The organism is Halalkalibacter sp. AB-rgal2 (assembly GCF_041821005.1).
Classification (GTDB): domain Bacteria; phylum Bacillota; class Bacilli; order Bacillales; family Bacillaceae_D; genus Halalkalibacter.
This window is the reverse complement of sequence record NZ_JBGUAV010000041.1, coordinates 1-15,557: the sequence shown is the minus strand read 5'-3', so window position 1 is coordinate 15,557 and position 15,557 is coordinate 1. Positions and strand designations below refer to the sequence as shown.

Below are 15,557 nucleotides of genomic sequence, written 5' to 3'. Positions count from 1 at the left end.
GCATAAAGATTATAACTCATTCGGTAATGTAATCATCAAGGTATGATGCATTAAAACAAACCCGAATGTATTTAAGGGTAAATCGACCGAGGATATGGCTCAAAAGCCTTTGGTTTTAAAATTTTGAGAGTTTTAGAGCAAGGATATTATTATCACATCAATATATGAATTGGAACTCATGTTGGATAGGAACTAGGCCACCAAGCGTAAGCGCGGTAGCCTAGTGGTCTACCCAACATTTATAATAGAACCTTTAAGTTACCTCTTGAAAAAGTTTCAGGTGATCTCTAAAGGAGGATTCAATATGTCGTTATTAATTACGTTTATAGTCTGTATTTTATTGTTCTTGTTTAGTACTGTGAAATGGGAACGGTTAAGTAGTTTAGAAAAAGTTGAAAGGATCATAAACTCAAATAAATATAATGACTTGGAAAAGTATAACCAAATTAACAAATTGAAGAATACTGTTCATTTTGGAGTTGGGTAAGGAAAGTGATTCTGGAAAGGGATTCCTATCTGAAACAGTTGTTACTTCACTAATTCATGGTGAATTAAGAAATCAAAAAGAAGTTAATGAATATAATGATTTAAAATTATTATGTGGTCACCGTTTGCCATCTCTAAGTAGTGTTGGTGACAATGATTGGGATATAGTTTATGGACCTTACGGTATTAATCATTTGGATTTTTCTTTTTACTCATTGGACTAATTAAGTTGTTTAAATTCCTATTAACTGGTAAGTTGAAATCAGAACCATGTCGAACTATTCTTGTGGAGGCAGGGGAATGAAACTAGTAAAGACTTTTATAAAGAATTTCAGGTCCATTAACAGTTGTACAGTGTTAAATGGAAAAATATCAGCACTTGTTGGGGAAAACAATCCTGGTAAATCAGCTGTGTTAAGAGCTTTAAATTCATTTTTTAACTATGAACAAGAAGAAAGTAACTTTTCGAGTGGTCTACATCAATATTCAAAAAAGAGCTTAGTAAGGGTAGAACTCACTTTCACAGAAGTTCCTAGTATCGATAAATATGCTCAGATGCTTAACAATGATGAGTTAATTATAAGAATGACTTACTCAGCAAAAACGAAGAAAAGAACACTTCATTATAAAAAGAATGGCACCTATGAAACACTAAGTAATGATTTTATTAATCTATTAAAAGAGGATATAAATTATATACTCATTCCACCTAACCGTGACCATAGACAAGTTGTTTGGGAAGAAAATACATTATTAAAAACTGTACTAGAGGAATATTTGAGAAAGCATACCTCTCGTAGGGGTAATTTGACTCCAAAGGTAATTGTTGCTGCTAAGAACTTAGAAAATAATGCATTGTCAAAGGTTGAAGCTGAGGTTGATAAATATTACTCAATGAACAGGAATTTTAAATTTAAATTTAACTTTGACAAGCAGATTGATTATTCTTTACTGCTAAATGATATTACTCTTGATATTGAAGAAAGAGGGCAAGTATACAATATTACTGAAAGTGGTAGTGGAATCCAGAGTTTGACTATCATAGCTCTCTATAGATATTTAGCTGAATTAAAACATAATAACATTATTTTAGGTATAGAAGAACCTGAGATTAATCTCCATCCACAGGCTCAAAGGGAGTTCATAACAAGCATTTCGAAGGAACAACTTTTGAGATGGAACCCTATTCTTTCATAATGCGTCCCTTTTCATGGACTTTAAAGGATAACGCCAATGAGAAACAAAAGTATTATAATTTTTATTTTGACCTAGAAAAAACAGAACGAATGCTGACTTGATCCCATTGTCCTATTTGGGAGGAATGTGGTAAAACTAAAGGAGACTAATAGATTCGTTTTGAAATGAGGTGAGAGTATTGAGTATAAAGGACTTAAATGTTATTCATCGAAATAAGTCGTCTGAGTTGCCTGAGTGGATTCAGTTCGCATTTGAGATGGGTGTTTATTTAAATGAGCAAGGAATTAAGTATAAAAAACCAGCAAGTATATTACTATCTCTTCCAAGTGAACAATATTTTTCATTGTTTGTAGCAATGGGGATTGCAAATAAACGATTTTCTACCAATAAACAAATTAGATCGATACGTAAAGTGATTTTAGGTTTGGGAAAAGGAAGTCGAATTATCTACCAGGATAATGAGTCAGCTAGGAAGGCATCTGTAGTGGCAATTGAACCAAGCCCTGTTTTTAAAGGTGAAATGATGTTAATCATTAAAGATGGAAAAATAGAAAGGGGCATCCCAGAAAATCAGTGGCTGGACAAAATTAGAGTGTTGGATGAAGAGTTTGATGAAGTGAAGAGAACTCGAAAAGTAAGTAAGAAAATGCAACTAGGGTTGGAAAATAATCCGTTATTGCGAAAACTGTATTCTTCCAATCAACTGACAAAGGCGGAATTTTACACTGGTAATTACTTCTATATAGTGGGGAATTTAGCGAATATAAACAGTTGGATAGGAGATGAGATTTTTACTAGTGAGCATGTGAAAGGATCGATTGGAGATTTTCTCTATTTAAATAACTCGAACAGTTATACGAACGGAAAACTGTTTTCTTCACAAATGAAGAAGCCTGATGTAGATATGAGTGTGGAAGTACCAGTTATTTACTCTGACTTAAATGGTTATTTAAAACAGGGTAAACATTTTAGTAACAACCCCAAATTAGTTATTGCTAGTAGAACAGACAGTCCAACTAGAATTCTTGAAGTGCACGAAGAAGTTAAAAGAGAACTACTACTGGGAAAACAAGCGATTATTACAGAAGAATTAATCGAACATTTTAGAATAGCGGAAGTGAAAATTCCAACTGGAATAGAATTTATTGCTTGGAGGTGATGTTGTGAGTTTTAATAACTTATTAGATTTATATAAGGTCGATAGAAGTCAGGTTTCATTCAAGCATGTTGAAAGTAAGGAACTATTACCATTTGCTAACAATATCGAAAAGCTTCGCCTTGAAATTCAAAAAAAATATGATCAAGATGAAGAGCTTCTTGAAGTTCTCAACTTATTAAAAACGATTTTCTTCCGTCTTGTAAGTAGCATTTCCCCCTATAACCAAGTCATTAATGAAGGAATTAGAACACAATTAAACGATAGGTTTAGACGATCGAAATCTAGTTATCCTGATCTATTTAAAAATGTATTAACTCCAATCGGGATATCATACAAACAAGTAATGGAAGCTCCTGCTAATTATCTATACGAACATTTATTTACACTAATCAATAAAAAAGCTGCAGTGGGTTTAAAAATTGCACTTATTTCGAAAAGAGCTCTTTCATCGGATGAGAAAGATATGCTTAACTCAGAAATTAAGACCTATGTAAAGATGAAGTACTACACAGAAAATAGCTTCAGAAAAGATAATGAAACATTTGATGAAGTTATTTACTTAGGAAATCCAAATTATTTTCATGATTATGTAAAAAATACATTCAAAGGAAAAAGTCTTACCTTTATTTCTTATGACATCTTCACTAATTCCATTCATCCTAAAAAAGTATTTGCTGATATTGATCAAAAAGGGGTTCATAGTACAATCTTTCAACATGTTACCATTGGTAAAGCAAAAACAAATAAAACGGAAATGACCATTGATGAAAAAGAGTCTATTATCTCTGCTGTAAATAAAGTCGTTGAGCAACAACGAAATCAACAAGGAACTCAAGATTTAGTAGAAGCATGTATCGTATATTTGGAGAATGAACGATTCTTATTTGCTCCCAAGGATTCAAAGATACGTATATTTTCTCCTAACGAAAAAGAAGATTTTATCAATCAAAAGAGTTTTAAAGATGTAGAGGAAGACGAATATATCGTAATAAGAAATGAGCGGGATACAAAGTTAATTGCTGAAATTGCCGACACTGATATTTTAAAAAGAAATGCTGAAAAGTATCGGAACATGCAACATGAATGGAAGAGAAAATTACGTTATAATGTGGAGAAAAAAGGGTTGAAAAAAGTTAGTGATATTTTAATGAAAAAACATAAAATCAAGACAGCCTCGATGGCATCTGTTCGATCATGGTGTAATGAAGATTCGATCTATCCTAGAGAACTCGATAAGATACTCAAAGTGTTCAAATACGACAGCAAAGAGATTAAAACGATATGTGAAGTGATGAGAAATATCCAAAATGCACATCGAACTGCAGGAAGACTGATTTCTAGAAAGCTAATGAATGAAATATCAAATTCGATTGTGATGGCATTGCAAGAAAAAGGGTTTTATACTTTTGAATCGAAGGAATTTAATGGTGCATCCTTTAATATTGAGAGAGTTGTTTCGATTGATCATTCTACCCATTTAATAGGCCAACACAATTTAATGAAACCGATGAGTATTTATGATTAATCCCCTTAAAAAGGAGCTTACGTATGGGAGTTACGCTTGAAAAGTCACTACAAAATCGTCAAACGGTTATTAATAATGTTTATGAAGAAATTATCGGGCCAGGGCAAATCAGAGCACACTACACGAAATTTAACCCAGTTGGATCAACTGTTTTTGAATCGAAAGAAGATCTATTTAAACCCTATTATTGGGAAGTAGGGGGATTGAAGGAGGAGATTCTTCAAAGAGAAAACCCTCAAGGGAGGTATGTAAGTGGCCTATTATTCCCCCTTGGAACAAATGAAAACGATGAAGTCTCAATGGAAACTCCGATAGACAAACAAATTGATGGCACAAAAGAGAGCGATAAACTTGATGACTTATTTGAGAGAAAAGAAGGCGTAGAGACGACTGAGGACGAGGGGGAAGTAGAACTTTTTCCTCAAAGGAATGACTTTATGCCTTCTACTTTAGGGTTAACATTCTGCATCGGAAAAGAGGTACCATCTATTTCAATTAAAATTGATGGTGGTACATATACACCACATAATGTAAGGGTAAAAGGTGAAAGTGGAAACTATCAATGGTGGTTAAGAGAATCGATTGAAGGTTTTTGGGATATACAAGTTAGCGACCTTATCCGCGAAAGCCTTATGAAAACAGTAGTTGAGATGAAAAATAAGGCTGGTAATAAGATTAGCCATTATCAAATTCAACTACAAGCCGTGATTCGTGAAGTAAAGGATCAATATATCGTGACAATAAGTTGTTCAAACCGCTCAGAACTCTTGAACATTAAAAGAGAACAGGCCATTCTGTTTCAATCAGTTTTAAGGATTAGCACTCCTGAGGACTACACTTTTTCGGTCTACCCAAAGCATTACCAAATGAAACAGCTTTTAAATGAACAAGAAGCATCTACAGAACTTTTATATCGGAATGAAGGGGTTTATGCGTTTGGTCATGGCTGTGCGGCTCATTGGGAACAGAATCATTCAAAGATCCGGGAAATCTCTTCTACGTTTATGCCTGAGTATGAGACATTAAGTATGACGCCTAATGTGGTCGTGAAAAAAGGGGATAAAGAGATTGAACTGGAAATCAAAATGAGTGACTTAGCTGGTCTTTCATCTTCTGATCATCCACGAACGTTTTTACGGCCATTAATTGAAGGGTACAGAAACTGGATCGACACAAAGGAAAAGGAAATTAAGAAAAAGATTCCTACGTTATTACAACCTGCCGCAGAAAAACATATGAAACTTTGTAGAGAAAGTCTAGATAGAATGGAAGTTGGATTAGACCTACTAGATAACGGTGATATACTGGAAGCGTTTCGTCTAGCAAACCTAGCCATTCTGTTGCAACAGGAAAATGGGACAGAAAAACGCGAAGGTCGAGTAGATAATAGAGAAATTGTGTTTTCGAAATCCTTTAAAGAAAATGTAAAAGATGAAGGTAGACTTAAAAGCGCTAAAAATTCCTGGCGGGCATTCCAAATCGCATTTATCTTAATGTCAATTGAGTCGTTAATAAATGAAGAAAGTGAATCAAGAGACATTGTTGATTTAATTTGGTTTCCTACTGGTGGGGGAAAAACAGAAGCGTATCTAGGGGTTGCTGCCTTCCAAATGATTTTACGTCGCTTAAGAAATCCTCTTGATGCTGGTGTAGACGTCATGATGAGGTATACGTTACGACTGTTAACAGCCGATCAGTTTCAAAGGTCTTCAAGACTGATTTGTGCATTAGAATATTTACGCTTAAAGCATCAAAAATTAGGCGATATTCCTTTTTCGATTGGTATATGGGTAGGATCACAGACGACACCTAATAACAATAAATCAGCGAGAAAACAGCTAAATAATCTTCAGAAAAAAGTCAAAAATGCACAGCAGTTTGTTGTAAATAGTTGTCCATGGTGTGGGGCAGACCTAGGTTATTATCATGAAAGCAATAGCAAAGAAAAGCACTACTTTGGATATAAAATGGCTAATGACTCTCTCGTCATTCATTGCCCAGATCGTGAATGTCATTTCCACAAGGAATTACCGATCTATATCGTCGACGAAACAATCTATCAAAAACGTCCTACTTTTTTAATTGGGACAGTTGATAAGTTCGTTCAATTAGTTTGGCAACCAAAAGCAAGGGGATTATTTGGCATTGGTAATGATGGAAATAGAATGGTGAATCCACCGTCGTTGATTGTTCAAGATGAATTGCATTTAATCTCAGGGCCATTAGGTACGTTAACAGGCTTGTTTGAAACATTAATCGAGGAATTATGTTTAAAAGAGGTAGAAGGAAATCTGGTCAAACCGAAAATCATTGCAGCAACGGCGACCATTCAACAATTTCAGGAGCAGGCTTTAGCCCTCTTTGGTAGAGAAAAAGCACGCTTATTCCCAAGCCCTGGTCTTGAAAGTACAGATTCGTTTTTTGCAACGCCGGCTTCAGATGAAAAAACTGGAAATCCTATGCCGGGCCGAAAGTATGTTGGGGTATATACTCAGTCTGTACGTATCATGATGTCTCAAGTTATGACTTATTCTTCGATCCTGCAATCTCCAAATGAAATAAAAGAAGATGAAAGGGATCCGTATTGGACATTACTTACGTTTTACAACACATTACGAGAATTAGGTGGAGGATTAACATTAACACAAACGGATATTCCGCAGTATTCCCTTGCAATGGGAATGAGAAAAGGGACTGTGAAAAATATTCGCTATATTAACCAAGTATTGGAGTTAACATCACGTAAGCAAAGCCATGAGATCTCTAAAACAATCGATGACTTAAAAGTAAGCTATCGACTTAATCAGAATAAAAAACGATATGCAACCATAGATTTATGTTTGGCATCTAACATTATTGAAGTAGGGGTAGACATTGATCGTTTATCTGTTATGGCGATTGTTGGACAACCTAAAATGACAGCGCAGTATATTCAAGTAAGTGGTCGTGTAGGACGCCGTTGGTGGGAGCGACCTGGGCTTATCTTTACGCTTTATGCGAATACAAGGTCAAGGGATAAATCTCATTTTGAACATTTTAGAGAATATCATCAAAAGCTCTATGCACAAGTGGAGCCAACAAGTGTTACGCCTTTTTCTGATTCTTGTTTGGAGAGAGGGTTACATGCAGTCATCATTGGATTTTTACGACAAGCCTTATCAGATGACCTTGGGAGAGCTCCGGATTGGCAGGAAATTCAAAGGTATCGAAAAGATCGAATTGCTCCATTCTTTAAGCGGCTTATCGAAAGAGCAACACTTGTAGATCCCGAACAGGTAGAGGAACTAAAAGAGAGAATTGTGGACATTATGTTCCGACTTCAAAATGGGAACTATACGTCATGGGTTGTCTCGGAAGATATGGAAGGATATATGTATTCGGCTGGAACGACAATTCCCAAAGCACTTAGAAACAAATCTCAGTCAATGATCAATTCGATGCGTAACGTTGATTCCGAATGTCGGGGACTTATTGTCTCCATTTACAATGAAGTCGATAAGAACGATGATGGAGAAGGATCCGATGTAGAGGAGTGGTTTTAAATGAAAGATCTACCTTTAAGAAGGGGCCAACTTGTTACAACATTTGGCCCTGGTTCCCTTGTGATCAGTCCAGAAGGAGAATCGGCAATGGTTGGGTCTCTTGATAAATGGTACTTCGATAGAAATGAGAATCGAGCCGAAACAATAGACGAATTTGATATTTCGGAACCAAGACTAAAATCGGCCCTAAAAGTTGAAAAACTGATGATGCCTCCTGATTTTCGTCCTAGCTTTCAATATAAAAAATCAGGGAGTGCGTTTGCTCATACAAATACGGATTTATATATTCCTTTATTAAGATTTCCGACTTGGCACTATTGTCATGTTTGTAAGACCCTCCACCAAGCAACAATGTCAAATCGAACGAGTTGGATGGATTGCAAAGAGTGTAAGGGTAATCGAAAGATGCTCCAAGTACCATTCGTTATGGTATGTAAAAAAGGACATATTGCGGACTTTCCTTGGCGTGAATGGGTTCACTCTGATGAAAATACACGGTGTGAAGGTCGTATGAAACTATCGTCTTCAGGAGGAGCAACATTAGACTCACTTAAGGTCAAATGTAGTTGTACTAAAGAACGATCCTTAAGAGGCATTATGTCACGAAAAAGTACAGAGATAAATGAAAATGAAGTCAGTATGCTAAGCCAAATGTTAAATGAAGAAAAGGACAAATTGTTTTATTGTCCAGGACATAAGCCTTGGTATGGTTCTGAAAATGACAAAGAGCCTTGTTCAGAGACACCATTAGCTGTGTTGAAAAATTCAATTAATGTATACTACCCGAAAACGATTAGTGCCATTCACTTACCAGGTGATAATCTCAATGTTGAAAAGCTCATTGCTATGTTTGATAGGTATAATGTCACTGCATCATGGTTGAAACTTAATGACACTTTTGAGGGGAAAAGAAAGGTATTAAAACAACTATGTCCACCTGAGTTTGATAACTATGACCGAGCAGATATAGAACTAGCCATCCTTTATATAGAAGGTGGCTCCGAAAGTGAAGACGAAACCGAACAAACAAACTTAAAGAATGTGGAACTCCAGCTAAGAGTTAAGGAGTTTGAAACATTAGTAAAAGAAGGCGATTCCGAAAATTTAAAGATCAGAAAAGAATGGACTTCAACTGCAGTCGTGGAAGATGATTTGAAAACATACTTTAGCCTTATAAATAGAGTGTCAAAGCTCAAAGAAACAATTGCTCTGACTGGTTTTAATAGACTGACAATGGAAGATGAAGAAAAAGGGAAAAACCAGCTGTCAAAAGGGAAAAAGTTATTGTTCAAAGACCCTGAACTACCTGAAAACAATTGGTTACCCGCGTACAAAGTTTTTGGAGAAGGGATTTTCTTCACCCTAAACATGGACGAATTGATTGAATGGGAACAAAAGCCAGTTGTAAAGAACTACTTCCGAAAAATTGTTTCCCGAATTGAAAAAAGTGAAGCAAATGTTAAAGAACATATCCAAACACCTAGAAATGTACTATTGCACACTCTCTCCCATATCATCATTGACGAACTTGCATTAACTTGTGGGTATAACGCTGCATCAATAAGGGAGCGACTTTACTTTGGTGAAGAACAAGGTGGAATTTTAATTTATACATCCTCTGGTGATATTGAAGGAACATTTGGTGGCCTTGTAAGAATGGGAAAGATAGAAAACTTCTTCCCTGTCGTTTATAAAGCCATCGACAAAGCAAGGTGGTGTAGCTCTGACCCTGTTTGCTCTGAAATCGGAAAATCATCTGGCCAAGGCTTTAACAACTTAAACGGCGCTGCTTGCCATAGCTGTAGTTACCTTCCAGAAACCTCATGTGAGTTAGTGAATCTGTTTTTAGACCGGACGTTGTTGATTGATCCTAAGGTTGGGTTTTTTAATCGAATATAGGAATTATGTTGAACCCGTTGCTTTGTTAACGGGTTTTTAACTTCGAAAAGGTCCATCCCCATACTTCCTCACTTTGGATGAGGAGCGTAAAATGAGAAATTATTTTTTAACCAATTGAGAAGTAATCTAAAGAACATTATTCAACATGAAGAACTAGAAGTCATACTAGAATCCTATCACATGCATATTGATTCAGCACTTGAAGAGGGTAGAGCTGAAGTGGACGTTTTAAAGGAATTAGGGGATCCGAAAGAAATAGCGATGGAAGTCCGAGCGCAATACATGGTCAATCAAGAAATTGAAGAGCCAAAGATGGAAAATATAGTGAAGCTATTATTTGTTTTTGATAGCCTAGAATTATTTAATCTGATTATCATGTTAGTTCCTTTTCTTCTTTTAGTTGGTTTTGTAGTTCTATTGTATGGATTATTAGCTACCTTCATAGCATCTCCAATCATTTTCTTTCTATTAGACGGAATTCCAAACGTAATTGCAGAGTGGCTAAACATTCTAACGGGATTCGTCTTATGTGTTATCGGTCTTCTTCAATTTAAGCGTGTGGTTCAATTTACAAAATGGTTGTACATACTTGTTTTAAAATATATCCGTTACAACACTCATTTATTAAAAAGGAGAGTATGAGAAAATGAATATGTAGAAAAAGGAGTGGATGATTATTGTGTTAGCTCTTTTTACTGTGGTATTGAATACAGCGTGTAGTTCTAATGAAAGCAGTTTAAACCTAGAGGAACAATTGGATGGAACAGCAATCGATACTATTTCTGTTTATTCGCCTACAGCGAAGGTCTTCCTTGAGAAATCTATGGATGACCACATTCACGTTACATTAAGCGGTACATTTACTGGTAGTGACGAAGAAAAAGATGAATTAATATCCACTTTCGTAAATGGTTCAGAACTAGAAGTTGTGGTAGAAAATGCTGGGAGCAGGCTTTGGAAGGTAAATAGTGTACAGCTAGATATTCAAGTACCTGCTTTGAAAAAGAGTATTCGATGTTGTCTTCAGTTATTGAGCGAGAGTATAACATTATATCAAGCGTTTTCCACTGTGATTAGGAAAAATTCCTAGCCGTCAAAAACAGCAACAGAATTGTTCCTTTTCACCTCTATTCGTGCTATCTTAGAGGAGTCTATATTGTTTGAAATTTTTTTCTAATCAGATAAGAAAAGAAAGGAACGTCTATATGCAAAAGAATTGGGCAGGTAATCTACAATACAGTACAAGTAACTGGCATGAACCTGAAACGATTGAAGATATTCAGCAAATAGTTTCAAAGGTAACAAAGCTACGTGTAGTCGGAACGCGTCACTCGTTCAATCGTATCGCAGATTCGGATGAGAATATCGTATCCTTGCATAAGCTGAACAAGGTCTTAAACCTTGATAAGGAGAAAAAGACCGTAACGGTGGGAGCTGGAATCAAGTATGGAACCCTTTGTCATGAGCTTCATCAGCATGGCTATGCTTTACATAACCTTGCTTCCCTTCCACACATTTCGGTCGCTGGCGCTTGTGCAACAGCTACACATGGTTCAGGTAATCATAATCAAAATTTAGCTGCAGCTGTTTCTGCAATGGAAGTCGTAAACGCTAATGGAAGCCTTGTCACGTTTTCGCGGGAAACGTCAGGAGAGGATTTCTATGGTTCAGTTGTGGGGTTAGGTGGATTAGGTATTGTCACCAAATTAACACTAGATATTGTGCCGAGTTATCAAATGAGGCAGGATGTATACGAAAATCTCCCATTAGCACAACTAGCTCACGATATTGATACGATTTTTTCCAGTGCTTATAGTGTTAGTCTATTCATGGATTGGCAGGACGAAACGATTAATCAGGTGTGGCTGAAAAGCAAGGTGACGGATGGTCAACCTTTTCCGTTCGGTAAGGATTTTAATGGAGCAAAAGCAGCCACAGACAATCTCCATCCTGTACCTGGGGTCGGAGCGGAGAATTGTACAGCGCAGCTAGGTGTGGAAGGGGATTGGCTGGATCGCGTGCCACACTTCCGAATGAATTTCACTCCAAGTAAGGGCCAAGAGCTGCAAAGTGAATATATCTTTGCTCGTGAGCATGCCTATGAAGCTCTATGTGCACTTAGTGAAATCCGTGAATACATCGCACCACATCTACTCATATCAGAAGTACGGACCATTGCCAAAGACGAGCTTTGGATGAGCCCGTCTTATAAGCAGGATTCGGTTGCGATTCACTTCACGTGGCAAGATAAATGGGCCGATGTTCAGCAGGTGCTACCACTCATCGAAGCTAAGCTCGAACCTTTTCAAGCGAAACCACATTGGGGAAAATTGTTTACGACCTCACCTGAAAAAATACAGTCTCTTTACGAAAAGATGTCTTCATTTCAGTTATTGCTGAATAAGTACGACCCGAATGGGATGTTTCGTAATCGCTTTCTGAGTAGATATATTTTTAATGAGGTTGAGTGAATTCGTTTTTACGAGATTCATTTCATATGATCGAACTTGATGCAGCATATTCAGTTAGTTGCATTAGGTCTCACTTCGAGCAGTGCTAAGCTAGTCCAGCACTGCTCGTACCGTTATGGGCTACAAAACCTTATTCATAATCGTTCCATAAGTCAATCGCTTAATTTCTTTCATTGAATGGTTGATTACTTATATGAATCCATTGTTATAAGATTAGAATAAATTTAGGAGAATAGGAGTTGCTAGCGATACCTAATCACGTTATTGCGGTATGTGCTAAAATTGAAGATGGGAATAGCTTACTTTCGAAATCAAAGCATAGCCAACGATATAACCAATGCGGCAATTTATTTAAAAAAGATTGATATTTTTTGAATTCTAGTTTAATATACATTAATGTAAACGCTTTTATTTGTATCAAATAAAATTAAGCGCTATTTTTAGCAACATTTTAGATCGTACATAACGGTTTAAAAATCTTTTTTTTACCCTTTTACTAACGCGTGTTAGTAATTGATTTACAGGTTTATGGGAGGAATACACTTTGTGAGAAGTAAACCGAATAGCGATTATGAAACATACTAGCGACCAAACTACTTTGAGAGATTTCCTATTACGATATTGTTCAACGCTGAAGTTTACGGACAAATGCTCTATAAAGGGAGGTGGTAATGCTTCATTACATTTTGTAACACCATTGATTTTATAAATTATCAGGAGGTTAGGTTATCATGAATCTTAAAAAAACGCTTATTTTATTTCTAGTCATTATTCTTATTAGCTCCAACTTTATTTTAATTGGTAGTGTTTCCGCTGCTGATCATCCAAATGTTGATAGAAGTCCAAGCCCAGAATCAGAAGGCTGGAACTTAGTTTGGTCTGACGAATTTGATGGTGACGAGATTAATATGGAAAACTGGAGCTATGATGTTCCTACAAATGGTAGATGGAACGGTGAAATACAATCGTATACAGAAAATAACGCTTTTATTGAAGATGGCTCTCTTATTCTTGAAGCAAGAGAAGAAGATATTACAGAGGAAGATGGTCAAACCTATAACTACTCGTCGGCTAAACTAATTACTCAGGGTAAGCAAACTTGGACATATGGAAGAGTCGATGTAAAAGCAAAAATGCCTACAGGACAAGGGATTTGGCCAGCAATTTGGATGATGCCAGATGATGAACCATTCTATGGAACTTGGCCAGTGAGTGGGGAAATTGATATTATGGAATTGTTAGGACATGAACCGGATATTATTCACGGAACTGTACACTTTGGTAGACCACATCAACAAATTCAAGGCACTTATCAATTGCCAGATGGTCAAACTTTTGCTGATGATTACTATGTATATAGTATAGAGTGGGAACCAGGAGAAATTAGATGGTATATCAATGATGAGTTATACCATACTGCAAATGACTGGTTCACTAAACATCCTGATAATGCAGATGAATATACTTATCCTGCTCCATTTGATCAGCCATTCTTTTTGATTCTGAATATTTCAGTTGGTGGTGGATGGCCTGGAAACCCTGATGATACAACCGTATTTCCACAACAAATGGCAGTTGATTACGTGAGAGTTTACGAGAAAGATGAATACCCAGTACATGAAAAGCCTGAAAGCTCTGAGGAAAGTGGAGGAAGAGCACCTCTAGAAGATGGTAACTACGTATATAATGGTAGCTTTGACAGTAATGATCCTGATATCGAAGGGATAGACGGTGTTCCGTATACTGATTATTGGAGCTTCTTAGAGGCTGGAGGCGGTAACGCTACTCTTGATGTGGATGATGGCGTGTTAGATGTACAAATTGAATCAGGTGGGAATGTTGAACACGGAGTTCAATTACTTCAAGCTCCAATACATCTTATTGAAGGAGCTACGTATAGAGCTTCCTTTAGAGCAAAAGCTGAGACTGAAAGACCGTTAAAAGTAAAAATAGGTGGAGATGGAGACCGTAGTTGGGTCGATTATGCTAAAAAAGATCCAATCACCATTTCTTCTTCTTGGGAAGAGTATTCATTTGAATTTAAGATGGAAGATCCAACTGATGTTAAAGCCAGATATGAATTCAATATGGGGGCAAACGATAGTAGTATTTCATTTGACGATGTTAGGTTAGAAAAAATTGCTGATCCGGACTCAGCTGATACTATAAGAGGTCCACTTCCAACTGGAAACTACATCTTTAATGGTACATTTGATCAAGGTGTCGAGAGAATGGGTTATTGGGAATTCCATACAGATGAAACGGCAGATGCAATTCATTATATTGGAAGTGGAATAAATGAACGAAGATTTGAAGCATTAATTACCAATGGCGGTAACCATATTAACTCTGTACAGTTAACTCAAAGTGGTTTTACTCTAGAAAATGCTAGAGAGTACAAGTTAACTTTTGATGCAAGTTCAGAAGAAGAAAGAGATATTCAAATAGCCTTTACAAATTCAAATTCTGAAGTTGTTCATGAAGAAACAATTCGTTTAACAACTAATACAGAAGAATATACGTTACATTTTACGACGGAAGCTGAAAATGATCATGACTCAACGCTCCAATTTAATATGGGCGGTAATGAAAGCGATGTATACATTGACAATGTATTTTTGGAGAGACTGCAATTAGATTTTGAAGTGGGGAATCTTCTAGAAAATGGTACCTTTGACACTCTATCTGGTTGGAGTAGAGAAGCGTATAGTCCTGGTGAAGCAACTTTTTCTGTGGAAGATGGACAAGCTAAAGTGGCTATTACTAATATAGGAACGGATGATTGGAATATTCAATTATTCCAACACGGAGTCAAAATTGAACAAGATGCTACGTATGAGGTTTCATTTGATGCAAAATCAACTGTCGATCGACCATTACGTGTACAAATTCAACGTAATGGTGAAGACGATGACATATGGACAGAATACTTTGATCGAACAGTATCGTTAACGGATTCATTAGAAACATTTACGTTCGAGTTTACAATGAATGAACCTTCAGATCCATTATCTAAATTTGGTTTTGCTTTAGGAAAAGATGCTGATGGATTAACACCAGCAGAAGTACATGATGTATTTATTGACAATGTTTCGGTGAGAAAGGTAGAAGATCCAGGAACAGATCCAGGAACAGATCCAGGAACAGATCCAGGAACAGATCCAGGAACAGATCCAGGAACAGATCCAGGAACAGATCCAGGGACAGATCCAGGGACAGATCCAGGAACAGATCCAGGAACAGATCCAGGAACAGATCCAGGAACAGATCCAGGAACA

The 15,557-nt window shown here is 36.6% G+C and carries 12 protein-coding genes; all 12 read left to right on the top strand.

Annotated elements, in window-relative coordinates:
* The first annotated feature begins 304 nt into the window (after positions 1 to 304).
* The gene (locus ACERJO_RS20285) at positions 305 to 487 is read left to right on the top strand and encodes a hypothetical protein (RefSeq protein WP_373648686.1); all 183 of its coding nucleotides are present in this window, start codon (positions 305 to 307) and stop codon (positions 485 to 487) included.
* Entirely contained in the window at positions 474 to 710 is a 237-nt protein-coding gene (locus tag ACERJO_RS20280; protein ID WP_373648685.1) for a hypothetical protein, read from the top strand. The genes ACERJO_RS20285 and ACERJO_RS20280 overlap by 14 nt, the downstream gene beginning before the upstream one ends.
* A 76-nt stretch (positions 711 to 786) precedes the next feature.
* Positions 787 to 1,683 carry an ATP-dependent nuclease gene (locus ACERJO_RS20275; RefSeq protein ID WP_373648684.1) on the top strand — a complete coding sequence of 299 codons (897 nt, stop codon included), beginning with the start codon at positions 787 to 789 and terminating at the stop codon, positions 1,681 to 1,683.
* 178 nt (positions 1,684 to 1,861) lie between these two features.
* A complete protein-coding gene (locus tag ACERJO_RS20270; protein ID WP_373648683.1) occupies positions 1,862 to 2,842 on the top strand; it encodes a hypothetical protein in 981 nt (326 codons plus the stop codon).
* A 4-nt stretch (positions 2,843 to 2,846) separates the two neighbouring features.
* Positions 2,847 to 4,367 (top strand): DISARM anti-phage system protein DrmE domain-containing protein, encoded by a 1,521-nt coding sequence (locus ACERJO_RS20265; protein ID WP_373648682.1) that lies wholly within the window; start codon positions 2,847 to 2,849, stop codon positions 4,365 to 4,367.
* Positions 4,368 to 4,390: 23 nt separating this feature from the next.
* A complete protein-coding gene (locus tag ACERJO_RS20260; protein ID WP_373648681.1) occupies positions 4,391 to 7,909 on the top strand; it encodes a helicase-related protein in 3,519 nt (1,172 codons plus the stop codon).
* The gene (drmB, locus tag ACERJO_RS20255) at positions 7,910 to 9,808 is read left to right on the top strand and encodes a DrmB family protein (RefSeq protein ID WP_373648680.1); all 1,899 of its coding nucleotides are present in this window, start codon (positions 7,910 to 7,912) and stop codon (positions 9,806 to 9,808) included.
* Positions 9,809 to 9,922: 114 nt separating this feature from the next.
* A complete protein-coding gene (locus ACERJO_RS20250) occupies positions 9,923 to 10,450 on the top strand; it encodes a DUF1700 domain-containing protein (protein ID WP_373648679.1) in 528 nt (175 codons plus the stop codon).
* 28 nt (positions 10,451 to 10,478) lie between these two features.
* On the top strand, positions 10,479 to 10,898 hold the full coding sequence (locus tag ACERJO_RS20245) for a hypothetical protein (protein ID WP_373648678.1): 420 nt from the start codon (positions 10,479 to 10,481) through the stop codon (positions 10,896 to 10,898).
* Between the two features lie 115 nt (positions 10,899 to 11,013).
* Positions 11,014 to 12,279: an FAD-binding protein gene (locus ACERJO_RS20240; RefSeq protein ID WP_373648677.1), complete on the top strand. Its 1,266-nt coding sequence runs from the start codon at positions 11,014 to 11,016 to the stop codon at positions 12,277 to 12,279.
* Positions 12,280 to 12,518: 239 nt separating this feature from the next.
* A complete protein-coding gene (locus ACERJO_RS20235) occupies positions 12,519 to 12,644 on the top strand; it encodes a hypothetical protein (RefSeq protein ID WP_373648676.1) in 126 nt (41 codons plus the stop codon).
* 366 nt (positions 12,645 to 13,010) lie between these two features.
* A partial coding sequence (locus tag ACERJO_RS20230; RefSeq protein ID WP_373648675.1) for a carbohydrate binding domain-containing protein occupies positions 13,011 to 15,557 on the top strand: 2,547 nt, incomplete at its 3' end.